The 24,220-nt window shown below is 71.2% G+C and carries 21 protein-coding genes; 8 read left to right on the forward strand and 13 right to left on the reverse strand.

The genetic code is table 11. The annotated features are described in order from the left end of the window. Positions 1 to 59: 59 nt before the first annotated feature. The 4 genes from CEB94_RS11515 to ctaC form a co-directional block, all read right to left on the reverse strand. Positions 60 to 1,313, reverse strand: a complete 1,254-nt coding sequence (locus CEB94_RS11515) for a L,D-transpeptidase (protein WP_175432118.1) — start codon at positions 1,311 to 1,313, stop codon at positions 60 to 62. 131 nt (positions 1,314 to 1,444) lie between these two features. Further along, a complete protein-coding gene (locus CEB94_RS11520; protein WP_175432119.1) occupies positions 1,445 to 1,843 on the reverse strand; it encodes a cytochrome c oxidase subunit 4 in 399 nt (132 codons plus the stop codon). Next, entirely contained in the window at positions 1,840 to 3,576 is a 1,737-nt protein-coding gene (gene ctaD, locus CEB94_RS11525) for an aa3-type cytochrome oxidase subunit I (protein ID WP_175432120.1), read from the reverse strand. Before ctaD ends, CEB94_RS11520 begins: the two co-directional genes overlap by 4 nt. Next, entirely contained in the window at positions 3,573 to 4,538 is a 966-nt protein-coding gene (gene ctaC / locus CEB94_RS11530) for an aa3-type cytochrome oxidase subunit II (protein WP_175432121.1), read from the reverse strand. The genes ctaD and ctaC overlap by 4 nt, the downstream gene beginning before the upstream one ends. A 264-nt stretch (positions 4,539 to 4,802) precedes the next feature. Here ctaC and CEB94_RS11535 point away from each other — a divergent pair, with 264 nt between their 5' ends. Next, positions 4,803 to 6,182 (forward strand): cysteine desulfurase/sulfurtransferase TusA family protein, encoded by a 1,380-nt coding sequence (locus tag CEB94_RS11535; protein WP_175432122.1) that lies wholly within the window; start codon positions 4,803 to 4,805, stop codon positions 6,180 to 6,182. A 60-nt stretch (positions 6,183 to 6,242) separates the two neighbouring features. On the opposite strand, the gene CEB94_RS11540 is transcribed toward CEB94_RS11535, so the two are convergent. Continuing rightward, positions 6,243 to 7,217, reverse strand: a complete 975-nt coding sequence (locus CEB94_RS11540; RefSeq protein ID WP_175432123.1) for a carbohydrate kinase family protein — start codon at positions 7,215 to 7,217, stop codon at positions 6,243 to 6,245. A gap of 132 nt (positions 7,218 to 7,349) precedes the next feature. On the opposite strand from CEB94_RS11540, the gene CEB94_RS11545 reads away from it, so the two are divergent. Both CEB94_RS11545 and CEB94_RS11550 read left to right on the forward strand, forming a co-directional pair. Then, positions 7,350 to 7,559 carry a hypothetical protein gene (locus CEB94_RS11545; RefSeq protein ID WP_175432124.1) on the forward strand — a complete coding sequence of 70 codons (210 nt, stop codon included), beginning with the start codon at positions 7,350 to 7,352 and terminating at the stop codon, positions 7,557 to 7,559. Positions 7,560 to 8,194: 635 nt separating this feature from the next. Next, positions 8,195 to 10,036: a hypothetical protein gene (locus CEB94_RS11550; RefSeq protein WP_246112146.1), complete on the forward strand. Its 1,842-nt coding sequence runs from the start codon at positions 8,195 to 8,197 to the stop codon at positions 10,034 to 10,036. A 90-nt stretch (positions 10,037 to 10,126) separates the two neighbouring features. Here CEB94_RS11550 and CEB94_RS11555 read toward each other — a convergent pair whose 3' ends face one another. Continuing rightward, complete coding sequence (locus tag CEB94_RS11555) at positions 10,127 to 10,483, reverse strand: HesB/IscA family protein (protein WP_031109243.1); 357 nt, start codon at positions 10,481 to 10,483, stop codon at positions 10,127 to 10,129. Between the two features lie 283 nt (positions 10,484 to 10,766). Here CEB94_RS11555 and nadA point away from each other — a divergent pair, with 283 nt between their 5' ends. After that, positions 10,767 to 11,951, forward strand: coding sequence for a quinolinate synthase NadA (gene nadA / locus CEB94_RS11560; protein WP_175432125.1), 1,185 nt, complete (start codon positions 10,767 to 10,769; stop codon positions 11,949 to 11,951). A 64-nt stretch (positions 11,952 to 12,015) separates the two neighbouring features. Here the strand turns inward: nadA and CEB94_RS11565 are convergent, their stop codons facing one another. The 5 genes from CEB94_RS11565 to CEB94_RS11585 form a co-directional block, all read right to left on the reverse strand. Further along, positions 12,016 to 15,135 (reverse strand): efflux RND transporter permease subunit, encoded by a 3,120-nt coding sequence (locus CEB94_RS11565; RefSeq protein WP_175432126.1) that lies wholly within the window; start codon positions 15,133 to 15,135, stop codon positions 12,016 to 12,018. 160 nt (positions 15,136 to 15,295) lie between these two features. Next, positions 15,296 to 15,979, reverse strand: coding sequence for a response regulator (locus CEB94_RS11570; protein ID WP_175432127.1), 684 nt, complete (start codon positions 15,977 to 15,979; stop codon positions 15,296 to 15,298). Beyond that, the gene (locus CEB94_RS11575; protein WP_175432128.1) at positions 15,976 to 17,196 is read right to left on the reverse strand and encodes a sensor histidine kinase; all 1,221 of its coding nucleotides are present in this window, start codon (positions 17,194 to 17,196) and stop codon (positions 15,976 to 15,978) included. Before CEB94_RS11575 ends, CEB94_RS11570 begins: the two co-directional genes overlap by 4 nt. A 145-nt stretch (positions 17,197 to 17,341) precedes the next feature. Continuing rightward, on the reverse strand, positions 17,342 to 17,620 hold the full coding sequence (gene pspAA / locus CEB94_RS11580) for a PspA-associated protein PspAA (RefSeq protein WP_175432129.1): 279 nt from the start codon (positions 17,618 to 17,620) through the stop codon (positions 17,342 to 17,344). Positions 17,621 to 17,643: 23 nt separating this feature from the next. Beyond that, positions 17,644 to 18,429 (reverse strand): PspA/IM30 family protein, encoded by a 786-nt coding sequence (locus CEB94_RS11585; RefSeq protein WP_281292500.1) that lies wholly within the window; start codon positions 18,427 to 18,429, stop codon positions 17,644 to 17,646. Positions 18,430 to 18,745: 316 nt separating this feature from the next. On the opposite strand from CEB94_RS11585, the gene CEB94_RS11590 reads away from it, so the two are divergent. Further along, positions 18,746 to 19,345 carry a DUF3043 domain-containing protein gene (locus tag CEB94_RS11590; RefSeq protein ID WP_175432130.1) on the forward strand — a complete coding sequence of 200 codons (600 nt, stop codon included), beginning with the start codon at positions 18,746 to 18,748 and terminating at the stop codon, positions 19,343 to 19,345. 83 nt (positions 19,346 to 19,428) lie between these two features. After that, entirely contained in the window at positions 19,429 to 20,130 is a 702-nt protein-coding gene (locus CEB94_RS11595) for a class I SAM-dependent methyltransferase (protein WP_175432131.1), read from the forward strand. 46 nt (positions 20,131 to 20,176) lie between these two features. On the opposite strand, the gene CEB94_RS11600 is transcribed toward CEB94_RS11595, so the two are convergent. Next, positions 20,177 to 20,389: a hypothetical protein gene (locus tag CEB94_RS11600; RefSeq protein WP_175432132.1), complete on the reverse strand. Its 213-nt coding sequence runs from the start codon at positions 20,387 to 20,389 to the stop codon at positions 20,177 to 20,179. Between the two features lie 246 nt (positions 20,390 to 20,635). Here CEB94_RS11600 and CEB94_RS11605 point away from each other — a divergent pair, with 246 nt between their 5' ends. After that, positions 20,636 to 21,835, forward strand: coding sequence for a bifunctional adenosylcobinamide kinase/adenosylcobinamide-phosphate guanylyltransferase (locus CEB94_RS11605; RefSeq protein ID WP_175432133.1), 1,200 nt, complete (start codon positions 20,636 to 20,638; stop codon positions 21,833 to 21,835). Positions 21,836 to 21,871: 36 nt separating this feature from the next. On the opposite strand, the gene CEB94_RS11610 is transcribed toward CEB94_RS11605, so the two are convergent. Beyond that, entirely contained in the window at positions 21,872 to 22,918 is a 1,047-nt protein-coding gene (locus CEB94_RS11610) for a class I SAM-dependent methyltransferase (protein ID WP_175432134.1), read from the reverse strand. Positions 22,919 to 23,103: 185 nt separating this feature from the next. Between CEB94_RS11610 and cobT the strand changes: the two genes are divergently transcribed. Next, entirely contained in the window at positions 23,104 to 24,204 is a 1,101-nt protein-coding gene (gene cobT / locus CEB94_RS11615) for a nicotinate-nucleotide--dimethylbenzimidazole phosphoribosyltransferase (protein ID WP_175432135.1), read from the forward strand. The last annotated feature ends 16 nt before the right edge of the window (positions 24,205 to 24,220 follow it).

Consider the following 24,220-nt stretch of genomic DNA (forward strand, 5'->3'; position numbering starts at 1 on the left):
CGTGGGGGTTGTTCGCGCAGTTCCCCGCGCCCCTGAAGGGGCGATGCCCCTGAGGGCGTCTAGACGCTCTGGGGCCGCAGCCGGGCCCTGTCGGCCTCCGTCGGGCCGTCCGGGGTGCCGCCCACCAGGGCGCTGCCGGTGCGCCACTTCGGCCAGTCGAGGTTCCAGTCGCCGAAGCCGTTGCCGAAGGGGGCCATCGTGTCGCCGCCGGAGTTTATGACCTTGACGATGTCGCCCTCGCGGACGGTGTCGTAGAACCAGGCGGCGTTCTCGGTGCTCATGCCGGTGCAGCCGTGGCTGACGTTGGCGTAGCCCTGGGAGCCGACGGACCAGGGGGCGGCGTGGACGTACTCGCCGCTGTTGGTGACCCGGACCGAGTGGTGCACGATCAGGTCGTAGAAGTCCGAGGCGCCGATGCTGGCGCTGGTCATGCGGACGGTGCCCTCCTTGGCCAGGACGACCTTGACGCCGTTGCGGGTGTCGTAGCCGGGCATGCCGGTGGTGACCGGGATCTGCCGGACGATCTCGTCGTTCTTGTAGACGGTCATCTGGTGGGCGGAGGCGTCCGTGACGGCTATGAGCTTGTCCGCGGTCGTGATGGTCAGCGGCTTGGCCTTGCCGCCCCACATCCGGTCGCCGATCTTGATGCCCTGCAGGTTGCTGCGGACCTGGACGGTCGCCTGGGCGGGCCAGTAGTCCTTCGGGCGGTAGTGGAGCTTCTTGTCGTCCACCCAGTGCCAGGCGCCGTCCGTGGCGGGCGTGGAGGAGACCTTGAGGGCCCGTTCCACGACGGCACGCTGGGTCTTGTCCTTGACGGGCAGGCTCAGCTCGGCCGTGATGGGCTGGCCGACGCCGTAGGTGCCCGTCCTGGGACCGAAGGTGACGTCCAGGCGCTTCTTGGTGGTGGGCTTGCCGGTGTCGAAGGTGACGACCTTGCGGCCGGGCGCCCCGTCCTCGTCCTCGGTGCTCACACGGACCGTGTAGCTGGCGTTGGCGGCCAGCGGGGTGGTGCTGTGCCAGCGGCTGCCGTCGGCGGCGAGTTCGCCCGCCACGTAGCGTCCTGAGGCGTCGTGGGCCGTGACGTCCGTGATGCGCCCGTCGGAGTCCTCGACGACTTCCAGGGGCTTGTCCGGGTCGGCCTTCTTACGGCCGCCGTCGGGGGCGTTGAAGGAGATCTGGTCCGCCGCGTCGTAGGGGCGGGCGGCGAGCGGGTTGCCGTCCGAGCCGCAGGCGGTGACGCCCGCGCAGAGGGCTATCACCAGCAGCGTGCAGCTGACGACGGTGCGGGGGCGGGAGATCGCTGTGTGGCTCATGACCTCACGCTAGGAAGCCGCGTCAAGAGCGGCACGCCGAGCGACTCGTACGAGTGACGCGCATTACGGCAAAAGCAGGGGCCCGGACGCTCCTCTCGGAGTGTCCGGGCCCCTGCGGCGCTCGGCGCGTGTTACTGGGTGCGGTTCTCACCGCGGTAGTACTCGAAGACCCAACCCCAGATGCCGATCAGGATGATCGGCAGCGAGAAGTACATCAGCCACCAGCCGATCGCGATCGACAGGAAGGCGAGGGCACCACCGATGGCCAGGGAGAGCGGCTGCCAGCTGTGCGGGCTGAAGAACCCGACCTCGCCGGCGTCGTCCGCGACGTCCGCCTCCTTGTTGTCCTGCGCGCCCACGTCGACCCGCTTGGCCGTGAAGCCGAGGTAGAAGCCGATCATGATGCACAGGCCGAAGGTCAGGAAGAGGGCCGTGGTGCCGGCCGGCTCCTTCGACCAGAAGCCATAGACCACAGCCATGGCGAGGACGAAGACGCTCAGCCACATGAACATCTGACCCTGGATCTTCACTTGCCGGCCTCCTTGCCACCAGCGATGGCCTTCTCGCCGTGACCGGCGTTCTCGAGCTGGTCGAGAGCCGCGATCTCCGGGTGGTGCAGGTCGAACGCCGGGGATTCACTGCGGATCCGCGGCATGGTGATGAAGTTGTGCCGCGGCGGCGGGCAGGAGGTCGCCCACTCCAGGGAGCGGCCGTAGCCCCACGGGTCGTCGACGCCGACCGGCTTGCCGTACTTGGCCGTCTTCCACACGTTGTAGAGGAAGGGCAGGATCGACATGCCGAGCAGGAACGAGCTGATCGTCGAGATCGTGTTCAGCGCGGTGAAGCCGTCGGCCGCCAGGTAGTCGGCGTACCGGCGCGGCATGCCCTCGGCGCCCAGCCAGTGCTGGACGAGGAACGTGCCGTGGAAGCCGATGAACAGCGTCCAGAAGGTGATCTTGCCGAGGCGCTCGTCCAGCATCTTGCCGGTCCACTTCGGCCACCAGAAGTGGAAGCCGGAGAACATCGCGAAGACCACGGTGCCGAAGACGACGTAGTGGAAGTGCGCCACCACGAAGTACGAGTCGGAGACGTGGAAGTCCATCGGGGGCGAGGCCAGGATGACACCGGTCAGACCACCGAAGGTGAAGGTGATCAGGAAGCCGGTCGCCCAGAGCATCGGTGTCTCGAAGGACAGCGAGCCCTTCCACATGGTGCCGATCCAGTTGAAGAACTTCACGCCGGTCGGGACGGCGATGAGGAACGTCATGAAGGAGAAGAACGGCAGCAGCACACCGCCGGTGACGTACATGTGGTGGGCCCACACCGTCACGGACAGACCCGCGATCGCGATGGTCGCGCCGATCAGACCCGTGTAACCGAACATCGGCTTGCGGGAGAAGACCGGGATGACCTCGGAGATGATGCCGAAGAACGGCAACGCGATGATGTACACCTCTGGATGGCCGAAGAACCAGAAGAGGTGTTGCCACAGCAACGCCCCGCCGTTGGCGGAGTCGAAGATGTGCGCGCCGAACTTGCGGTCGGCCTCCAGCGCGAACAGGGCCGCGGCCAGCACCGGGAAGGCGAGCAGGACCAGGACACCGGTCAGCAGCACGTTCCACACGAAGATCGGCATGCGGAACATCGTCATGCCCGGGGCGCGCATGCAGATGATCGTGGTGATGAAGTTGACCGAGCCGAGGATGGTGCCGAAGCCGGAGAAGGCCAGACCCATGATCCACATGTCGGCGCCGATACCCGGGCTGCGGACCGCGTCCGAGAGCGGGCTGTAGGCGAACCAGCCGAAGTCGGCCGCGCCCTGCGGGGTGAGGAAGCCGCCCACCGCGATGAGCGAGCCGAACAGGTACAGCCAGTAGGCGAACATGTTCAGCCGCGGGAACGCCACGTCCGGCGCGCCGATCTGCAGCGGCATGATCCAGTTCGCGAAACCGGCGAACAGCGGCGTCGCGAACATCAGCAGCATGATCGTGCCGTGCATCGTGAACGCCTGGTTGAACTGCTCGTTCGACATGATCTGCAGACCAGGCCGGGCCAGCTCGGCGCGCATGAGCAGCGCCATCACGCCGCCGATGACGAAGAACGCGAACGACGTGACCAGGTACATCGTGCCGATGGTCTTGTGGTCCGTCGTCGTCATCCACTTGACCACGACACTGCCGCGGTTCTGGCGCCTGACCGGCAGCTCGTCCTGGTAGTGGGACCCTGCCGCCGCGGCACCCTGGGGTTCGTTGAGGATGCTCACAGGTTGTTCGTCTCCCGGTTCTTCTCGTGGCTCGTCTGCGCGATGCCGGCAGGAACGTAACCGTTCTGCTGCTTGTCCACGAGGTCCTTGAGGTGCTGCTCGTAACGCTCCTGGGAGACGACCTTCACGTTGAAGAGCATCCGGGAGTGGTCGACGCCGCAGAGCTCGGCGCACTTGCCCAGGAAGGTGCCCTCCTTGTTGGGGGTCACCTGGAAGGAGTTGGTGTGGCCCGGGATGACGTCCTGCTTCATCAGGAAGGGCACCACCCAGAAGGAGTGGATGACGTCACGCGAGGTCAGGACGAAGCGGACCGTCTTGCCCTCGGGGAGCCAGAGCGTCGGGCCCGGGTTGTTGGTCTGGGGGTTCCGCGTACCGGGGGTGCCGCAGTCGTAGACGCCGCCCGCGTTGGCCGGGAAGTCCTTCTTGAAGCGGTCCGGGATCGCGTCCAGGTCCTTCGAGGTCTTGGCGTCCCCGGTGGAACCGGCGACCGGCTCGATGTAGTTGAAGCACCAGCTCCACTGGAAGCCGACCACGTTGACCGTGACGTCGGGCTTCTTCTTGAGGCTGAGCAGCTCGGACTCGTCACGGGCGGTGAAGTAGAACAGCACCGAGACGATGATGAGCGGGACCACGGTGTACAGCGCCTCGATGGGCATGTTGTACCGGGTCTGCGGGGGAACCTCGACCTTGGTGCGGCTGCGCCGGTGGAAGAAAGCACTCCACAGGATCAGACCCCACACCAGCACGCCAACGGCGAGCGCAGCCGCCCAGGACCCCTGCCACAGGGAGAGGATCCGCGGAGCCTCTTCCGTGGTCGGGGTGGGCATACCAAGGCGGGGGAAGTCTTCCCAGTTGTACGAGCAACCGGTGGCTGTCGCCAAGACCAAGCCCGCGGTCAGTGCCTGCAGCAGCTTCCGCCGCATCGGGCGCCGCGGCGAGCGGTCGGAGCCGTTGGGACTCACGTAGCGCCTTCCCGAGAGTCTCGCCCGCGCGGATCGGCTGCGGCCTGGCCTTCTCGCTGGTCGGTCGCGGCCCTGCGTCGGGCAGGGGTTTGGATGTTTATGCGGACCAAACCCTAGCCGACGCCCTCCGGGGGTTCTCGGGGAGGGGTCCCTAGTCACCCGGGTGGTTCGCTGATTTGGCGGCTGCGGGTTGTTTGTGGCTGTTCGCGCAGTTCCCCGCGCCCCTGAGGTCCGCTGCCCCCAGGAACGTTCTAGCGTTGCCGTGTGCCCTACTTCGACGCTGCTTCCAGTGCTCCTCTCCATCCCGTTGCCCGGCAGGCGCTGCTGGCCTCGTTCGACGAGGGGTGGGCGGATCCCGCACGTCTGTACAGGGAGGGGCGGCGTGCCCGGGTGCTGCTGGACGCGGCGCGGGAGGCTGCCGCCGAGGCGGTGGGGTGCCGGCCGGACGAGCTGGCCTTCACCTCCTCCGGAACCCGTGCCGTGCACACGGGGGTTGCCGGGGCGCTGGCCGGACGCAGGCGGATCGGGCGTCACCTGATCGTGTCATCGGTCGAACACTCCTCTGTACTGCATTCGGCGGAGCTCCTCGAGGGGGCCGGAGGGGCCGTCACCCAGGTCGCGGTGGACCGCACCGGGCTGGTGGACCCGGCGGCCTACGGCGACGCCCTGCGCGAGGACACCGCGCTGGCGTGTCTGCAGTCCGCCAACCACGAGGTGGGGACCGAGCAGCCGGTCGGGGCGGTGGCCGAGGTGTGCCGGGAGGCCGGGGTGCCGTTGCTGGTGGACGCGGCGCAGTCGCTGGGGTGGGGGCCGGTGGACGGGGGCTGGTCGCTGCTGACGGCCAGTGCGCACAAGTGGGGCGGGCCGTCCGGGGTCGGGCTGCTCGTGGTCCGCAAGGGTGTGCGGTTCGCGGCGCAAGGGCCGGTGGACGAGCGGGAGTCGGGGCGGGCGCCCGGTTTCGAGAACATCCCGGCGATCGTCGCGGCGGCCGCCTCGCTCAGGGCCGTGCGGGCGGAGGCTGCCGAGGAGGCCGTGCGCCTGCGGGAGCTGACGGACCGGATCCGGGCCCGGGTGCCGCGCCTGGTCTCCGACGTAGAGGTGGTGGGCCATCCGGTGCGCCGGCTGCCCGGGGTCGTCACCTTCTCCTGCCTCTACGTCGACGGGGAGGCGCTGCTGCACGAGCTGGACCGGGAGGGCTTCTCCGTCTCGTCCGGATCGTCCTGCACGAGCAGCACGCTGACGCCCAGCCACGTACTGCGGGCGATGGGCGCGCTGAGTGAGGGAAATGTGCGGGTGTCGCTGCCGTCCGGGGTGGCGGAGGAGGACGTGGAGCGGTTCCTGGAGGTGCTTCCCCGGGCTGTGGCGGCGGTGCGGGAGAAGCTGGGCGCGCCGGCCGCCTCGGACGTGGTCCGCGAGCAGGACGTCCTGGTCGTGGACTCCCTCGGCAAGCGCTGCCCCATCCCCGTCATCGAACTCGCGAAGGTCATCGGTGACGTGCCCGTGGGCGGCCTGGTCCGGGTCCTGTCCGACGACGAGGCGGCCCGCCTGGACATCCCGGCGTGGTGCGAGATGAGGAACCAGGAGTACGTGGGCGAGGAGCCGGCGGACCGAGGAACGTCGTACTTGATCCGCCGAGCGAGCTGACCGGCTCAGGGGCGCGGGGCGCTGCGCGACCAGCCCCCACGCGCCCGCAGCCGTCGACGGTCAGGCCAGATGCCCCCGGACCTCCGTCGCCGCCTCGTCCCCGTACGCCTTCGTGAACCGCTCCATGAAGTGCCCGCGCCGCAGCTGGTACTCCTGCGTGCCCACGGTCTCGATGACGAGGGTCGCCAGCATGCACCCGACCTGCGCGGCCCGCTCCAGGGAGACGCCCCAGGCCAGACCCGAGAGGAAACCGGCGCGGAACGCGTCGCCGACGCCCGTCGGGTCGGCCTTGCGCTCCTCGTCGGGCGTGCCGACCTCGATCGGGTCGTCGCCGGCCCGCTCGATGCGTACGCCGCGCGCGCCGAGGGTGGTCACCCGGTGGCCCACGCGGGACAGGATCTCCTCGTCGCTCCAGCCGGTCTTGGACTCGATGAGGCCCTTCTCGTACTCGTTGGAGAAGAGGTACGTCGCCCCGTCCAGCAGGATGCGGATCTCCTCGCCGTCCATCCGGGCGATCTGCTGGGAGAAGTCGGCGGCGAACGGGATCGAGCGGGAGCGGCACTCCTCGGTGTGGCGGAGCATGGCCTCCGGGTCGTCCGCGCCGACGGAGACCAGGTCGAGGCCGCCGACGCGGTCGGCGACGGTCTTCAGCTCGATGAGGCGGGCCTCGCTCATGGCACCGGTGTAGAAGGAGCCGATCTGGTTGTGGTCGGCGTCGGTCGTGCACACGAAGCGGGCGGTGTGCAGCGTGTCGGAGATGCGGACGGAGTCGGTGTCGACGCCGTGCCGCTCCAGCCAGGCCCGGTACTCGTCGAAGTCCGCGCCCGCGGCGCCGACCAGGATCGGCCGGGTGCCGAGCTGTCCCATGCCGAACGCGATGTTCGCGGCGACGCCGCCGCGGCGGACGTCGAGCTTGTCGACCAGGAACGACAGCGAGACCGTGTGCAGCTGGTCCGCTACGAGCTGGTCGGCGAAGCGGCCGGGGAAGGTCATGAGGTGGTCGGTGGCGATGGAGCCGGAGACTGCGATGCGCACGGCGTGGACTCTCCTGAGGGAGGCGGACCTTGACGGTTCACGCTATCGGGTGGGCAGGGCGGCTCTGAAGACATCGAAACTACCCGATAGTAGATCTTTCTCCGTGAGCTCGACCGTGCATACGGTGCCGTTATGGCGAACCTCAAGGTCCACGCGCCCGCTCCGGTCGATCTGGAAGGCGAACTGGCGTCGCTGCCCGGTGACGGGGCGCGGATGGCTCCGCACTGGGCGGTCCCCGACCGGGTCGCCTCGCGGCCGGTCTCCCCGGCCCTCATCCACGGCGTGTCCGTACCCCCGGCGTCGGCGCGGCTGCTCGACGCCATGGAGGACTACGGGGACTGAACGGCGCATTCGCGGGAACCGTGTGCTCCCCCGCTGCGTCCCATCGCTGTCCCCCGTAAAGGGGAGGCGGGATACGACCCACCAGCGGGCCCGTATGTGACGGGCCGGGTCCCATGGGACAGCTGTGCAGCCGAAGGAGCGATGCGGTGAACACCGAGCGACCCGACAACGACGACGACGCCAGGGAAGCGGGCGCCGCCGGAACCGCCGACGCCCCGGAGGCCGGGGACCCGGGCGCGGCGGACACCGGGGCGTCGGCGAAGGCCGGGGCGTCGCCGGGCACCGCTGAGCCGGCCGGGGCCGCAGAGGCTTCCGGCGAGACCGCAGAGGCACCCACCGACGCCGCAGAAGCTTCCGCCGAGGCTGCAGAGGCACCCGCCAAGGCTGCAGAGGCACCCGCCAAGGCCGCAGAAGCTGCCGCCGAGGCCGCAGAGGCCGCCACCGTGGCCGCAGAGGCTTCCGCCGAGGCCGCAGGAGCTTCCGAGGTAGCAGGTGCTGACACGCGCGCCGCCGAGGGGGATGCCGCCGAGGGCGGCGGCCAGGGCGACTCGGCCCCGCCCGGCGCAAGGGCCGGTGCGCCGCAAGCCGGGAAGACGGCCGCGCCCGAAGACCCGCAAGCCGACGGCGAGCGGGCCATGACGGCCGAGGCTCCGGACGCCGAGACCGAATCGGCGCCGGATCGCGAGGCCGCCGCCACAAGCACAGGCGCCGAAGACGCCGCCTCCGGATCGGCCCCGACCTTGGGCCGTGACACCGCGGCAACCGACTCAGACACCGGGGAAGCCCACTCCGGACCAGGCCCGGCCCGCGACGCCGCAGGGGCCGACACACAGGCCGGGGAAGCCCACTCCGGACCAGGCCCGGCCCGCGACGCCGCAGGGGCCGACACACAGGCCGGGGAAGCCCGTCCCGGACCGGCACCGGCCCCGGCACCGGCACTGGATCGCGGCCTCGCGGCGGACGGCTCCGGCGGCGACGCGGTCCGCTCCGGCTCCACCTCCACGCCGGGCGGTGATCTCCCCCGCGACCACGAGGTGCTGGTCCGGCACGGCGGTGGCCGCCCCCGTACGCCCGCGATCATCGCCTCCGTCGCCGCGGCCGTGCTGCTGATCGGCGGCGGCGGGGCCTGGCTCGCCTCCAACGCGTCGAGCGGATCGGGCGGTGGTACGACGTCCGGTGCGCCCGGCGGGGACGGCACTCCCCCGCCGCTCGCCCTCGACGGGTACTCGGACTCCACGGCCGGCGGCAACGGCATCGCACCCGGCGAGCCCAACCCCTACGGCGCCACCTACCGCGTCGACGGCACCCTGCCGGACGGCCCCGGCAAGGCGCCGGTGTACCGGGCGCGGGGCGAGGTCGCCAAGGAGGACGTGGCCCGGCTGGCGAAGGCCCTCGGGGTCGAGGGGACGCCGGTGGCGCAGGGCGAGGCCTGGAAGATCGGGGGCCAGGACGGGTCGGGGCCGAGCCTCCAGGTGAACCGGCAGGCGCCTGGGTCCTGGACGTTCACCCGCTACGCCCCCGGCACCGACAACTGCAAGGGCACCGACACCTGCACCGCCCCGCAGTCCGGTGGCACACCGGTGAGCGAGGAGGTGGCCGAGAAGGCCGCCTCGCCCGTCCTGAAGGCGGTGGGTCAGGACGACGCGAAGCGTGATGCGAGCCAGGTCATGGGGGCCCAGCGGGTGGTGAACGCCACTCCCGAGGTCGGCGGACTGCCCACGCACGGCTGGACGACCGGGATCACGGTCGGCTCGGACGGCGAGGTCGTCGGCGGCAGCGGTCAGCTGAAGACGCCGGTGAAGGGCGACACGTACCCCGTGGTCGGCGCCGAGAAGGCACTGGAGCTGATGAACGGGCAGCCGAAGAACGAGCACCGGATGGGCATCGGCGGCTGCGCCAGTCCCGTGCCGCTGAAGGACCGGCTGGAGCAGCCCTGTGAGCAGCCGGCGAGCGGCGCTCCCGGGCAGGACGCGGTCACGGTCGAGAACGCGGTGTTCGGGCTGGCCGCGCACGTCGTGGACGGGCGGCAGGCACTGGTGCCGTCCTGGCTGTTCGAGGTGAGGGCGCCGGGCGCGCAGGACCCGTTCACGGTGACGTACCCGGCGGTGGAGCCGAAGTACCTGGCCTCCCCCGAGCCGAGCGAGCCGGGTGACCAGCCGACGCAGGCTCCCGGTCCGCGCGAGGTGAAGGTGGACGGCTACCGGGCCGAGGGCTCGGAGCTGACGGTGACCTTCACGGGCGGGGTGTGCGCCGACTACGACGTGAAGGCGGGCGAGAAGGGCGACGAGGTGACGGTCACGGTGACGTCGACCCCGTGGCCGGACAAGGTCTGCGTCATGATCGCCAAACAGTTCCAGGAGACCGTGCGGCTGGACGAGCCGCTCGGTGACCGGGCGGTCGTCGACGCGGACGGCAAGGCGGTCCCGCTGGCCAAGGAGGGCGCGCGGCTGCCGGCTCCCCCGGCGCGGGAGCGGTAGGAGCGGCTGGACAGCGCGAAGGCGGCGGCCCCGTCGGAGGGGGCCGCCGCCTTCGTCGTGTCCGCGTCCGCCGGTGGCGGCTCGGCCGGCTCAGCTGAAGGAGTCGCCGCAGGCGCAGGAGCCCGTCGCGTTCGGGTTGTCGATCGTGAAGCCCTGCTTCTCGATGGTGTCCACGAAGTCGATCGTGGCACCGCCCAGGTACGGGGCGCTCATGCGGTCGGTGACGACCTTCACACCGCCGAAGTCCTTCTCGACGTCGCCGTCGAGGGCGCGCTCGTCGAAGAAGAGCTGGTAGCGCAGGCCGGAGCAGCCGCCGGGCTGGACGGCGACACGCAGCGCGAGGTCTTCGCGGCCTTCCTGGTCGAGCAGCGCCTTGACCTTGGACGCGGCGGCGTCGGTCAGGATGATGCCGTCGGTGACGGTGCTGGTCTCGTCCGATACGGACATCTACATCTCTCCCGGGTTGTACGGAGACTGCTTGCCGACGGTTCCAACCGGCGGGGCCTCGGATTCATTCCGGGGCCGGGCGCTCGATCTCGGCTCCTTTTCATGCTCGCACACGCACCGGGAACCGGAAAACGGCTCTTTCCGGGTCTTCCCGGGAATGAACGGCGGCTCACCGGGATTCACGTCACACAGACGCTATGGCCATCGTCAAAGTGACGTGAAGCGGTTATGATAGATAGCGTCAAATCGACGAAAAGTCGCAGAAACAGAAAGGGTGCGTGTCGTGACCACCGCCCAGACCCAGGAGCTCGACGTACAGCCGACGCCCCTCGCCCTGCTGCTCCTCGGCCGTGAGGCCGACCCGAAGAGCGAGCGCGGTGTGGAGTGTCCCGGCGACCTGCCCTCGCCGTCCGACCCGGACCTGGTGGAGCGCGCCCGCAAGGCGAAGGAGAAGCTCGGGGACAAGGTCTTCGTGCTCGGCCACCACTACCAGCGCGACGAGGTCATCCAGTTCGCCGACGTGACCGGTGACTCGTTCAAGCTGGCCCGGGACGCGGCCGCCCGCCCGGAGGCCGAGTACATCGTGTTCTGCGGCGTGCACTTCATGGCGGAGTCCGCGGACATCCTGACCTCCGACGACCAGAAGGTCGTGCTGCCCGACCTCGCCGCCGGCTGCTCGATGGCCGACATGGCGACGGCCGAGCAGGTCGCCGAGTGCTGGGACGTGCTGACCGAGGCCGGCATAGCCGAGCAGGTCGTGCCCGTCTCGTACATGAACTCCTCCGCCGACATCAAGGCGTTCACGGGCAAGCACGGCGGCACCATCTGCACCTCGTCCAACGCCGAGCGGGCCCTGGACTGGGCGTTCGAGCAGGGCGAGAAGGTGCTGTTCCTGCCGGACCAGCACCTGGGCCGCAACACCGCCGTGCGGGACATGGGCATGTCCCTGGAGGACTGCGTCCTCTACAACCCGCACAAGCCCAACGGCGGCCTGACCGCCGACGAGCTGCGCGCGGCGAAGATGATCCTGTGGCGCGGCCACTGCTCGGTCCACGGCCGCTTCAGCCTGGACTCGGTGAACGACGTGCGCGAGCGCATCCCGGGCGTGAACGTCCTGGTCCACCCCGAGTGCCGGCACGAGGTCGTGGGCGCGGCGGACTACGTCGGCTCGACGGAGTACATCATCAAGGCCCTGGAGGCCGCGCCGGCCGGCTCCAAGTGGGCCATCGGCACGGAGCTGAATCTGGTCCGCCGCCTGGCGAACCGTTTCGCGCCCGAGGGCAAGGAGATCGTCTTCCTCGACAAGACGGTCTGCTTCTGCTCGACCATGAACCGCATCGACCTCCCCCACCTGGTCTGGGCCCTGGAGTCGCTGGCCGAGGGCAACCTCGTCAACCGCATCGAGGTGGACAAGGAGACCGAGGCGTTCGCGAAGCTGGCCTTGGAGCGGATGCTGGCGCTGCCGTAACCGCCCCTGTCACGGCGAAGGCCCCACCCGGTGTCCGGGTGGGGCCTTCGCCGTCCTACGGGGGTCAGACCTGCGCCGGCTCCGGCTCCTGCGCGGTCTTCTCCTGGGCCGGGAGGCCCTTCTTCGCCGCGCGCTTCTTCGCCCGGCGCTCCTTGCGGAGCTCGACCATCGCGTAGAGCGTCGGGACCAGAAGCAGCGTCAGCAGGGTCGACGTGACCAGGCCGCCGATCACGACCACGGCCAGCGGCTGGGCGATGAAGCCGCCCTGGCCCGTGATGCCGAGCGCCATCGGGAGCAGGGCGAAGATCGTCGCCAGGGCGGTCATGAGGATCGGGCGCAGCCGGTGCCGGCCGCCCTCGACCACGGCCTCGACGACGCCGTAGCCCTGCTTGCGGTACTGGTTGATCAGGTCGATCAGCACGATCGCGTTCGTCACCACGATGCCGATCAGCATCAGCATGCCGATCATGGCCGGTACGCCCATCGGGGTGCCGGTGGCGATCAGGAGGCCGATCGCGCCGGTGGCGGCGAACGGGATGGAGACGAGCAGGATCAGCGGCTGGATCAGGGACCGGAAGGTGCCCACCAGCAGCATGAACACGATCGCGATCGCTGCCACCATCGCCAGGCCCAGGTTGACGAACGCCTCGTCCTGGTCCTCGGAGACACCGCCGATCGACGCCGTGGCGCCGTCCGGGAGGTTCAGCGCGTTGATCTTGGACTGGAGCTGGGTGCTGACCGCGCCGGTGTTGTCGCCGGTCGGCTTCGCGGTGATGGTGGCGGCGCGCTGGCCGTCGATGCGGGTCATGGAGACCGGGCCGTCGACCAACTTGACGGTGGCGATGTCGCCGAGCTTCACCGCGCCGCCCAGCCGCAGGTTCTGAAGCTGCTTCAGGGTCGTGGCGGGCTTCGCCGAGCGGATGACGACGTCGCGCTCGGTGTCGTCCAGGACGGCCTTGGCCGTCGGGGTACCGCGAACGGCCTGGGCGACGACGGCGCCGAGGGTCTGGTCGTTGAAGCCGGCCGCGGCGGCCTTGTCGTTGGCCTTCACCGAGATGCGCGGGACGCTCTGCGACAGGTCGCTCGTGACGTCCGTGACGTCGTCGAGCGAGGCGACCGCCTTGCGGACCTCCTCGGAGGCCGTGCGCAGGGCGTCGGCGTCGGCGGACTTCACGACCACGCTGAGGTCCTGGGCGCCGAAGCCGTCACCGGCGGTGAGGGTGGTCGTGCCGATGCCCTTGAGCCCGGCCAGGCCCTTCTCGATGTCGTCCTGGACGTCCTCGGCCGACGCCGAGTCGTCCAGCATCACCTGGTAGGACGCCTGGTTGGTGTCCGTGCCGCCGCCGAAGGCCGCCATGAAGCCGGACGAGCCGATGGTGACCTGGTAGTCCTTCACACCCTTGGTGCCGGCGAGCAGCCGCTCGACCTTCTTCGCCTGGGCGTCGGTGGCGGAGAGGCTGGTGCCGGGCTTCAGCTCCTGCTTGACGGTGAGGACCTCGACCTCGCCCTGGTCGAAGAAGTTCGTCTTCAGCAGCGGTGCCATGCCGAACGTGCCGACCAGGACGACGATCGCGATGGCCACGCTGGTGAGGCGCCGGCGGGTCGCGAAGCGCAGGACCGGGACGTAGATGCGCTGCAGGCGGCTCTTCGCCTCCTTCTCCTCGGCGATCCGGCGGGCCTCGTCCGCGTCCTCGGGAGTGCCCTTCGGGGGCCGCAGGAACCAGTACGACAGGACCGGTACGACCGTCAGGGAGACGAGAAGGGATGCCAGCAGCGCGGCCGTGACGGTCAGGCTGAACGAGCCGAACAGCTCGCCCACCATGCCGCCGACCAGGCCGATCGGCAGGAACACCGCGACCGTGGTGAGCGTCGAGGACGTCACCGCGCCGGCGACCTCGCGGACGGCGTTGAGGATGGCCGAGTGGCGCTCCTCGCCGTAGCCGAGGTGGCGCTTGATGTTCTCCAGGACCACGATCGAGTCGTCGACGACCCGGCCGATGGCGATGGTCAGGGCGCCCAGTGTGAGGACGTTCAGCGACAGGTCGCGCGTCCACAGCACGATCAGGGCGAGGACCACGGACAGCGGGATGGACACCGCGGTCACGAGGGTCGAGCGGATCGAGGCCAGGAAGACCAGGATCACCAGGACCGCGAAGAGCAGACCGAGCGCGCCCTCGGTGGTGAGGCCCTTGATGGACTTGGACACGGCCGGGCCCTGGTCGCTGACGACCGTGAGGTTCGCGCCGGAACCGAGGTCCTTGCGGAGGTCGGGGAGCTTGTCCTGGACGGCGTCGGAGATGGCGACCGCGCTGCCGTCGCGGTCCATCGTCACGGCGACGGAGAGGCTGGGCTTGCCGTCGGTGCGGGTGAGGGAGTCGGCCGTGGCCTCCTGCTGCTTCACCGTGGCGACGTCGCCGAGGCGCACCGGCTTGCCCTTGCCGGACTCGCCCGTGACCATCAGGTCTTGGATCTGCTTCAGCGAGGTGAAGCCGCCGCCGACCTGGACGGTGCGGTTGGCACCGCCCTCGTCGAAGGAGCCGGCCGGGACGGTCGCGCCGCCCGCCTGGAGCGCCTCGGAGAGGGACTGCGAGGTCAGGCCCGCCTTGGCGAGCTCGGCGCCGTCGGGCGTGACGGTGACCTGGACGTCGCGGACCCCGTCGACGGTGACCTGGCCGACGCCGTCGATGCTCTTCAGGTCCGGCACGACGGTCTTGTCGAGCTGGTCGGCCAGGGCCTGCTGGTCGCGGCCGGAGGTGACGGCCAGGACGACGGTCGGGATGTCGTCCGTGGAACCGGCGACGACCTGCGGGTCGACGGCGTCCGGGAGCTGGGCGCGGGCCCGGTTGACGGCCTGCTGGACGTCGGCGACCAGCTGCTTGGTGTCGTTGCCGTAGTCGAAGGACGCCATGATCAAGGCGTTGCCCTCGCTGGCGGTGGAGGTGACGCCGCTGATGCCGTCGACGCCTTCGAGGGTGTCCTCGATGGGTTCGACGACCTGCTTCTCGACCACGTCCGGTGACGCGCCCTGGTACGGCGCCAGCACGGACACCATGGGCAGTTCGATGGTGGGCAGCAGCTGCTGCTTGAGCTGGGGTATCGCGATCGCCCCGAAGACGAGCGCGATGATCGACATCAGCCCTATCAGGGCCCGTTGCGCGAGGCTGAATCTCGACAGCCAGGACATGGGTGAGGGTCTCTCTTCTGTTTAGCGGCAGAAGCGGCAGCGAGCGCGCAGATGAGCGCCCGCCCCTACACCCTGCGCCATCCGGGAACGGGGTTCCGTAGGCCCCAGGTCCCGTTCCTTATGCGGCGCATACTCCCGGCGCAGTACACCCGGGTTGAACTCACTCCACCCGTGGACGGACCAGGCCGGACTCGTACGCGGTGACCACGAGCTGGGCGCGGTCCCGGGCGCCCAGTTTGGCCATGGCGCGGTTGACGTGCGTCTTCACCGTCAGCGGGCTGACTTCGAGGCGCTCGGCGATCTCGTCGTTGGAGTGCCCGCCGGCGACCTGGACCAGCACCTCGCGCTCCCGGACGGTCAGCGAGTCGAGCCGTTCACCGCGGGCCGGGTCGCGGTCGCCGTCGGCGGGGTCCTCCGTGGCGAGGAACCGGGCGATCAGGCCCGTGGTGGCCGCCGGGGAGAGCAGGGCCTGGCCGCCGGCCGCGATGCGGATGGCGTTCAGCAGTTCCTCGGGCTCGGAGCCCTTGCCGAGGAAGCCGGAGGCCCCGGCGCGCAGCGACTGCACGACGTAGTCGTCGACCTCGAACGTCGTCAGGATGACCACCCGGACGTCGGCGAGGCCGGGGTCGGCGCTGATCATGCGGGTCGCGGCGAGACCGTCGGTGCCGGGCATGCGAATGTCCATGAGCACGACGTCAGCGTGCTGTTCCCTGGCCAGCCGGACCGCTTCGGCGCCGTCGGAGGCCTCGCCGACCACCTCCATGTCGGGCTCGGAGTCGACGAGCACGCGAAAGGCGCTGCGGAGCAGGGCCTGGTCGTCGGCGAGCAGGACACGGATGGTCATGCGGGGTCCTCCCCGGTCGGTGTGCGGTTCTTGAGCGGCAGGATCGCATGGACGCGGAAGCCGCCGCCGTAGCGGGGACCGGTGGTGAGGGTGCCGCGCAGGGCGCTGACGCGCTCGCGCATGCCGAGCAGTCCGTGGCCGCCGCCGCTGTCCTGGGTCTCGTGCTCGCCGCCGCCGTCGTCGAGCACGGTGATCTCGATGTTCGGTCCCACGTGTACGACGCTGACCTCCGCCTTGGCGTGGGGCCCGGCGTGCTTCTGCACGTTGGTGAGGGCTTCCTGGATGATCCGGTACGCGGCCAGGTCGACGGCCGCGGGCAGGGTGGTGCCCTGGTCGGCGCGGGCGACCTCGATGTGCAGGCCGGCGCTGCGGAAGGTGCCGGTGAGTTCGTCGAGACGGTCCAGGCCCGGGGCGGGTTCGGTGGGGGCCTCCGGGTCTCCGGACTGCCGGAGCAGCCCGACCGTGGCGCGCAGTTCGTTGAGCGCGGAGCGGCTGGCCTCGCGGACGTGCGCGAGAGCCTCCTTGGCCTGGTCGGGGCGCTTGTCCATGACGTGGGCGGCGACACCGGCCTGCACGTTGACCAGGGCGATGTGGTGGGCGACGACGTCGTGCAGGTCCCGGGCGATGCGCAGGCGTTCCTCGGCGACCCGGCGGCGGGCCTCCTCCTCGCGGGTGCGCTCGGCCCGTTCGGCGCGCTCCCGGATGGCCTGGACGAAGGCGCGGCGGCTGCGGACGGCGTCGCCGGCGGTGGCGCCGATGCCGGTCCAGGCGAAGATCGCGAGGTTCTCCTGGGCGTACCAGGGCAGGGAGCCCGCCGACATGGCGGCGCCGGTCAGCACGGTCATGGTGAGCAGGCCGACGCGCCAGGTGGTGGGGCGGTCGGTGGTGGAGGCGACGGTGTAGAGGGCGACGACGGCGGACATGGCCACGGGGGCGCGGGGGTCTCCGGTGACGGACTCGAGCACGGAGACCGTGCCGGTCAGGGCGAGGACCGTCATCGGGGCGCGGCGGCGGAAGACCAGGGCGGCGGCGCCGAGGGCGATGAGGACGAGGCTGAGGGAATCGGGAGTGCGCAGGGCCCAGCTCACGCTGTCCCGGTGCCGGGGCTCCACGAAGGAGCCGGCGACCATGCAGAGGAGGACGGCGGCGGCCAGGAGGGCGTCCACCGCCAGGGGATGCGCCTTGGCCTGACAGCGGGCCCGCGCGATGGTGCTCACGGCTGTTTACGGTAGCTGGGCCGGCTGTGCCTGTGTGAGGTGCTCGGCGTCAGGCCTGAGGTCGGGTGGGTCCGCAACCCGGCGGTGCGGGGTGCCGCTGCGCCCACCCGTGCCGCCCTTGGCGGCACGCATGCCCGCAGCGAGGTCAACCGGGGATCAATCCGTCGTCGCTCAGGAGCTCCCTGACTTCCTCCAGCGTGGCGTCCGGAGACGGCAGGATCAGCTCCGACGGCTCCAGGGAGTCGTCCGGGAGGGGGTCCCCCAGGTCGCGGACCCGGGCCAGGAGGGCCTGGAGGGTGCGGCGGAAGCCGGGGCCGTCGCCGTTCTCCATTTCCGCCAGGAGTTCGTCGTCCAGCTTGTTCAGCTCGGCGAGGTGGCCGTCGGCCAGGCTCACCTGGCCCTCCCCCATGATCCGTACGATCATGTCGCCCTCCTAGGCGTGGACCCCTACTGCTTGTCGAAGCGCGGAGTGTCCTGCGGCTGCTGCTGGGACTGCTGCCGGTCCGTACCGCCTTCGAGGGCCTGCTGCCCGCTGCCCGAGCCTCCGGCCAGTTCGGCCTTCATGCGCTGCAGTTCCAGCTCTACATCCGTACCACCGGAGAGCCGGTCCAGCTCGGCCTGGATGTCGTCCTTGTGCATGCCGGACTGATCGTCCAGGGCGCCGGAGGCGAGCAGCTCGTCGATCGCGCCGGCGCGGGCCTGGAGCTGCGCCGTCTTGTCCTCGGCGCGCTGGATCGCCAGGCCGACGTCGCCCATCTCCTCGGAGATGCCGGAGAAGGCCTCTCCGATCCGGGTCTGCGCCTGGGCCGCGGTGTACGTCGCCTTGATCGTCTCCTTCTTCGTGCGGAAGGCGTCGACCTTGGCCTGGAGCCGCTGGGCCGCGAGGGTGAGCTTCTCCTCCTCGCCCTGGAGCGTCGCGTGCTGGGTCTCCAGGTCCGTCACCTGCTGCTGGAGGGCGGCCCGGCGGGAGAGCGCTTCGCGGGCCAGGTCCTCACGGCCCAGCGCGAGCGCCTTGCGGCCCTGGTCCTCCAGCTTGCCGGACTGCGACTGCAGCTGGTTCAGCTGGAGCTCCAGGCGCTTGCGGGAGGTCGCCACGTCGGCGACGCCACGGCGGACCTTCTGCAGCAGCTCCAGCTGTTTCTGGTACGAGTAATCGAGGGTCTCGCGCGGGTCCTCGGCCCGGTCAAGGGCCTTGTTCGCCTTCGCGCGGAAGATCATCCCCATACGCTTCATGACACCGCTCATGGGCTTCGCGCGCCCCCTTCTGACCGACTCCGGCAGCTGCTCCTGCGACAGAACCCACAGTACGGGCCCTGCATCCATTACCGCACTGTTCGGGGACGGATGCGCTCATCCCCAAGGACGACTGCGTGCGCTCCCGCTCCGGCGTAGGGAGTAGGTGGTCCCCGGGGTTACCGGAGCCGTACACCCCGGGAACATCCGGAGGCGTACACAACGTCCCCTCTGTCCCCTTACTGACGACTGGTGTTGCCGGATCGTTCCCCACCGGGCTGTGGTCCATGCCCGGAAGCCCTTACCCTTGGGTTTTGTGTTCCGTAGCCGTGCGAAGGATGAGAAGGCCCAGGACGCCGACAAGGCGCCGGTGACCGACTCCAGTCAGCCCCGTCACCCCGAGGCCCCCAAGGGCCGCCCCACGCCCAAGCGCAGCCAGGCCCAGTCCTCGCGCCGCAGCGTGGCCAACACGTCGACGACGCGCAAGGAGGCCTCCAAGCGACAGCGCGAGGAGCGCCGTGCCGCGATGGAGCGGCAGCGCCAGGCGCTGGCGAGCGGCGACGAGCGGTATCTGCCCGCGCGTGACAAGGGACCGGTCCGCCGGTTCGCGCGCGATTTCGTCGACTCCCGGTTCAACATCGCGGAGTTCTTCCTGCCGATGGCCGTGGTCATCCTCGTGCTGAGCATGGTGCGGGTGGGCGCGCTGCAGAACATCGCGCTGCTGCTGTGGCTCGTGGTGATCGTGCTGATCGTGCTCGACTCGTTCGTCACGGCCTTCCGTCTGAAGAAGCAGCTCAGCGAGCGCTTCGCGGGTGAGAACAAGCGCGGCGCCGTCGCCTACGCCCTGATGCGCTCCCTCCAGATGCGCCGGCTCCGGCTACCGAAGCCGCAGGTCAAGCGCGGAGAGCGGCCCTGACCACGACGCCGTTCTCCGGGGGTGCGGCGGATGCCTGGCTGGACAAGCTGGGCGGGCTGCGCGATGTCGTCCGGCAGGAGCTGGTGACCCGCCAGCTGGACGAGCAGATAGTCGGTCGGTTCCCGGTCGGGAAGCGGCTGCGGGTGCTCGACGTGGGGATGGGTCAGGGCACGCAGGCGCTGCGGCTGGCCCGGGCCGGGCACCAGGTGACCGGTCTGGAGCAGGACGCGAAGATGGTCGCCGTGGCCCGGGAGTCCCTCGCCGGGGAACCGGAGGGCATCCGGGAGCGGATGCGGATCATCGAGGGCGACGGCCGGGACACCGGCGTGCACTTCCTGCCGGGCAGTTTCGACGTGGTGCTGTGCCACGGCGTCCTGATGTACGTCGAGGAGCCCGACCCGCTGCTGGCGGGCCTGGCCCGGATGCTCGCGCCCGGCGGGCTGCTGTCCCTGCTCGTGCGCAACGGGGACGCGCTCGCGCTACGGCCGGGGCTGTCCGGCGACTGGGCGGGCGCGCTGGCCGCGTTCGACACGACGGCTTATCGCAACCGGCTGGGCCTGGACGTGCGGGCCGACCGGCTCAAGGACCTGACGTCGACGCTCGCGGGGATCGGGGCGCCGCTGCACGCCTGGTACGGGGTGCGGGTGTTCACCGACACGGCGGCGGACGGCGCGGAGGTCCCGGCCGGCGTGGAGACGCTGCTCGCGGTGGAGGAGAAGGCCGGGCGGACGGATCCGTACCGCGGGGTGGCCGCGCTGCTGCACCTGTGCGGCGTGCGCGGCTGACCCTCGAAGGGGGCTGGGCGGGGGCCGTCGGCCCCCGCCCCCGGGCTCACGCCTCGGCCGCGTCCAGACTCATCGGCCCGTAGATCTGCGTGGCCTCCTCGAACAGCCGCACCTGATCGGCACCGCCCTCCCGCAGGGCCTTCCAGTGCTCCCCGATCCAGGACTCGGCGTCCCCCTGGGTGGGGAACTCCTCCGGCGGCACCGCGGGCTGGACCTCCGTCCCGTCGGTCTTCTCGAACCGCCACGTCCATGCCGCCATGTACGCCTCCCATGTGTGTGAGCACACTGCACAGCAAAAGCCGGATCTTGGTCCGGCTCCCGTCCAGAGCCTATGCGCTCCGCTGGGTGGGGCGGGATATGTGGTCAGGTGTGCGGGTGATTGAGCGCGTGCGGGTCGTTGTGGGCGGATCGCGCCCGCGCGGCGGAGCCGCATATCGATACGGCCCGCGCCCCTTCGGGGCGTCTTCATCACGCGTGTCCCATGCGCACGGGTGAGAATCGGTGCGTGGAACTGACTCTGCTTGGCACCGGCGCGCCCTCCGGACTCCCCCGACCCGACTGTCCCTGCGCGGCCTGTGCGGCCGCCCTCGGCCCCGACGCGCGGGCGGCCACCGCGCTGCTCCTGGACGGGGCGCTGCTGCTCGACCTGACACCGGGCGCGGCGTTCGCGGCGGCCCGGGCGGGCCGTTCCCTGACCGGCGTACGGCAGGTGCTGCTGTCGCATCCGCACGACGGGCCGGCGGTGGAGGTGCCCGCGGGGCTGCCGCAGCCCGGACGGGTGCCGGACGGGCGGGAGTTGACGCTGCTGACGGGGCATCGGGTGCGGGCGGTTGCGCTGGACGCGCCGGGCACGGGGTACGCGGTGACCGGGCCGGAGGGGCAGCGGCTGCTGTATCTGCCGCCGGGCGGGGCGCCCGCGGGCCTGGAGGAGCCGGCCGAGTCGTACGACATGGTCCTCGCGGACGTCGTGGGGCGGCCGGACTCGCTGGCGAAGCTGCGGGCGGTGGGGGCGGCCGGGCCGACGACCGATGTGGTGGCCGTCCACCTGGACCACGACCTGCCGCCCGGCCCGGAGCTCGGGCGGCGGCTCGCGGCGGCCGGGGCGCGGGCCGTGCCGGACGGGGTGACGCTGGTGGTGGGGGCGTACGAGGACGTGCCGGACGTGCCGCGGCGGACGCTGGTGCTGGGCGGGGCGCGGTCGGGTAAGTCGGTGGAGGCGGAGCGGAGGCTGGAGGCCTTCCCGGACGTGCTGTACGTGGCGACGGGCGGGTCGCGCAACGGGGACACGGAGTGGTCCTCGCGGGTGGCGACGCACCGGGAGCGGCGGCCGGGGTCGTGGCAGACGGTCGAGACCTGCGATCTGGTGCCGTTGCTGGAGGCGGAGGGGCCGCCCCTGCTCATCGACTGTCTGTCGTTGTGGCTGACCGACGCGATGGATTCCGCCGGGGCGTGGGACGACGCGGTGTGGGCGGAGCGGGGGGAGAAGGTGCTGCGGGAGCGGGTGCGAGAGCTCACGGAGGCGGTGCGGGTCACCCGGCGGACCGTGGTGGCCGTGTCGAACGAGGTGGGGTCGGGGATCGTGCCGTCGACGGCGTCGGGGCGGCGCTACCGGGATGAACTCGGGCGGCTGAACGCGGGGTTCGCACACGAGTGCGAGCATGTGCTGCTGGTGATGGCGGGGCAGGCCGTGGTGCTGCGGGGCTGACCGGGACCCCGCGGCACCTTCTCTCGGCCTGCCGGCTTACGGAGCCTTGCGGGCGATCACCCGGTAGGTGTTCGCGAAACGCGTGCGGCGGGTCACCGGGGCGATCAGGTGGTCCGCCAGCGCCGCCAGGGCCACCAGGGGGATGCCGGCGCGGAGCAGGGCCGTGCGGGTGTGCCGCTGGGCGGGGGGCGGGGGGATCGCCCGCCAGGGGGTGTCCGGGGCCGGCAGGGCGTGGGAGAGGGCCAGGGACGTGGCACCCGCGAGGTCGTGGGGGACGTGGACCGGCCGGTGGTCGAGCGTCAGGATCGTGCAGCCGGCCGACTCCAGTTCCGCGCGGACGTTCTGCGGGGGCAGCAGGTGGAGGTGGCGCGGCTGGTCATAGGGGAGCCACCAGCGGCCCAGCAGCGCCGCGAAGACGCTGCGGGGGCTCAGGGTCTCGATGAGCAGGTGGCCGCCCGGGCGCAGGACGCAGAGGGCGGCCCGGAGTTCCGCCCGGGGGTCGGGTGTGCCCTCCAGGTGGTGGAGCATGCTGACCACGTCGTAACGGGCGCGCAGGGGGGTGGCGATCCGGGGGTCCGTCAGGCGGCCGACGTGGGCCTCCTCGACGCGGTCGGCCGTGCGGGCGCGGACCACGCGCGGGGTGGGGTCCAGGCCGTCGAAGGCGGTGTACGGGAAGAACCGCCGGGCCGTGGCGGGGAAGCGGGCGTGGCCCGTCCCGACGTCGAGCCAGCTCTCCGGTTCGCCGCAGCGCAGCATCGCGCGGGCGGCCGAGCGGTGGCGGCGCGGGCTGCCGCGCAGGGCGAGGAGGCCGTCGCTCGCCGGGTCCCGGGGCGCCCCGCGCACGGTCCGGTGGTAGAGGGCCAGGCCCTCCACCGTGAGGCGGGGGTTCTGGAAAGTGTGGCCGCAGTCCCGGCACGCGTCGACGGTGAAGCCGCCCGGCTTGTACTGCCGCAGGTCACCGGTGCGCAGCCGGTTCCGCAGCCGGGCGGAGCCGCACCAGGGGCAGTCCTCCCGGCGCGGTTCGTGCACCCGGACGGTCGCCTGGGGGGCGGGGAGTGCTGAGGAGGCGGGATGTGCGGGCATGGGCGGCTCCCGGGCGCGACGGCGTACGGCAAGGGACGTACGGCGGGGACGTCGCACGCACCACGTACGACAATCCGCTGCAAAACGGAACGTATGGGATGCCGATCTTGGGTGCAACGACGTCGCCGTGACGAGGTGGTCACGTGGCGCCCTGCTGTTCGACCAGGGCCGGTACTGTTCGGCGAATGAGCTCGCTTAATCTCGACGACTTCACCGATCTGATCGAGCGTCCGGACGGCGGGATCCGCCGTGACGCCGAGGCGCGCCGGGAGCGACAGATCGTGCCGCCAGGATCGCTGGGCCGCCTCGACGAACTGGGTGAGTGGCTGGCGGCGGCGCAGTCCGCCGTGCCGGTCCGGCCGGTCGAACGACCGCGGGTGGTGCTCTTCGCCGGTGACCACGGCGTCGCCGAGCTGGGCGTCTCGGCCCGGCCTGCGGGCAGTGCCGGGGAGTCGGTGCGCGAGGTGCTGGAGGGCGGCCGGCCCGTGTCGGTGCTGGCGCGGCGGCTGGGCGTGCCGGTTCGGATCGTCGACATGGCCCTGGACTGCGACCCCGAGACCCTGCCCGAGGACGTCGTACGGCACCGGGTGCGGCGCGGCAGCGGGCGGATCGACATCGAGGACGCGCTGACCCTTCAGGAGGCCGAGGCGGCGTTCCGGGCCGGGGTCGCGGTGGCCGACGAGGAGGCGGACTCGGGCACGGACCTGGTGGTGCTCGGCGATGTGAGCGTCGGCGGGACCACGGTGGCGGGCGTGCTGGTCGCGGCGCTGTGCGGGGTCGACGCGTCGGTCGTCACCGGGCGCGGCGGGCTGGCGATCGACGACCTGGCGTGGATGCGCAAGTGCGCGGCGATCCGCGACGCGCTGCGCCGGGCCCGGCCGGTGCTCGGGGACCAGTTGCAGTTGCTGGCGGCGGTGGGCGGGGCCGACTTCGCCGCGATGACGGGTTTCCTGCTGCAGAGCGCGGTGCGCAAGCTGCCGGTGGTGCTCGACGGGGTCGTGACGGCCGCGTGCGCGCTGGTCGGGCAGCGGATCGCGTTCCGGGCGCCGGACTGGTGGCTGGCCGCGCACGACAGCGGGGAGCCCGGGCAGGCGAAGGCGCTGGACCGGATGGCCCTGGAGCCGCTGCTGACCCACGGGGTGACCGTCGGAGAGGGTGCGGGCGGTCTGCTGGCGCTGCCGCTCGTGCAGGCCGCGGCCGCGCTGGCGGCGGAGCTGCCCGAGAAGCCGAAGGAGTCCGAGGAGCCGGCCGGGCCGGAGGCCTCCGAGGCGCCCGCCGAGCAGTAACACCCCGAGATCCAGG

It is taken from the genome of Streptomyces hawaiiensis (assembly GCF_004803895.1).
GTDB lineage: Bacteria > Actinomycetota > Actinomycetes > Streptomycetales > Streptomycetaceae > Streptomyces > Streptomyces hawaiiensis.

Bases quoted from the DNA above. Each gene is read 5' to 3' on its own strand.
- CEB94_RS11585 (WP_281292500.1), bottom strand. From the start codon at position 18,429: ATGAAGCGTATGGGGATGATCTTCCGCGCGAAGGCGAACAAGGCCCTT.
- cobT (WP_175432135.1), top strand. From the start codon at position 23,104: ATGAGCTCGCTTAATCTCGACGACTTCACCGATCTGATCGAGCGTCCG.
- CEB94_RS11600 (WP_175432132.1), bottom strand. From the start codon at position 20,389: ATGGCGGCATGGACGTGGCGGTTCGAGAAGACCGACGGGACGGAGGTC.
- CEB94_RS11610 (WP_175432134.1), bottom strand. From the start codon at position 22,918: ATGCCCGCACATCCCGCCTCCTCAGCACTCCCCGCCCCCCAGGCGACC.
- CEB94_RS11570 (WP_175432127.1), bottom strand. From the start codon at position 15,979: ATGACCATCCGTGTCCTGCTCGCCGACGACCAGGCCCTGCTCCGCAGC.
- CEB94_RS11515 (WP_175432118.1), bottom strand. From the start codon at position 1,313: ATGAGCCACACAGCGATCTCCCGCCCCCGCACCGTCGTCAGCTGCACG.
- pspAA (WP_175432129.1), bottom strand. From the start codon at position 17,620: ATGATCGTACGGATCATGGGGGAGGGCCAGGTGAGCCTGGCCGACGGC.
- CEB94_RS11545 (WP_175432124.1), top strand. From the start codon at position 7,350: ATGGCGAACCTCAAGGTCCACGCGCCCGCTCCGGTCGATCTGGAAGGC.
- CEB94_RS11555 (WP_031109243.1), bottom strand. From the start codon at position 10,483: ATGTCCGTATCGGACGAGACCAGCACCGTCACCGACGGCATCATCCTG.
- CEB94_RS11550 (WP_246112146.1), top strand. From the start codon at position 8,195: ATGACGGCCGAGGCTCCGGACGCCGAGACCGAATCGGCGCCGGATCGC.
- CEB94_RS11565 (WP_175432126.1), bottom strand. From the start codon at position 15,135: ATGTCCTGGCTGTCGAGATTCAGCCTCGCGCAACGGGCCCTGATAGGG.